Origin of the sequence: Pseudomonas meliae (genome assembly GCF_001400515.1) — a bacterium.
GTDB lineage: Bacteria > Pseudomonadota > Gammaproteobacteria > Pseudomonadales > Pseudomonadaceae > Aquipseudomonas > Aquipseudomonas amygdali.
In genome coordinates this window covers 18,344-18,795 of sequence record NZ_LJQT01000459.1, presented here as the reverse complement: position 1 = coordinate 18,795, position 452 = coordinate 18,344, and the positions used below count along the sequence as shown (strand labels likewise).

Genomic DNA, 452 nt, shown 5'->3' with positions numbered 1-452 from the left:
GTGGTGGCCGATGAGGTTCGGCAACTGGCGACCCGCACCCAGGAAGCCACGCTGAATATTCAGCCGCTGTTGCAGCGTTTTCGCCAGACCACCGAACAGACGGTGCAGCTCACCCATGAGGGGCAGACGCTTTCCCGGCAAGGCATGACAGCGGTCACGTCGGTGCGTGAAAGTTTCTCTCAGGTCAACGAAGCGCTGGACCGGATTTCCTCCATGAGCGTGCAGATCGCCAGCGCCATGGAGCAGCAGGGGCAGGTGGCTGAAGACCTGAACCAGCAAGCCATGCGGATCGCCGACGCCTCGCGACAAAGTGCGGCCAAGGCACTGGATGGCCGACGCATCAGTGAGGAAATCGGCCATCAGGTGGAGGGTTTGAGGAGCCTCGCCGAGCGCTTTGATCGTTAGCGGTTACGGCTACTGTCTCGCCAGGCTGAAGATTTGTGACGCAGAGC

The 452-nt window shown here is 61.3% G+C and carries 1 protein-coding gene; it reads left to right on the top strand.

Going from position 1 to position 452, the window contains the following annotated elements; all coding sequences use genetic code 11:
• The coding region (locus tag ALO64_RS26460) for a methyl-accepting chemotaxis protein (RefSeq protein ID WP_235805021.1) at positions 1-405 on the top strand (405 nt) is incomplete at its 5' end.
• Positions 406-452: the final 47 nt, after the last annotated feature.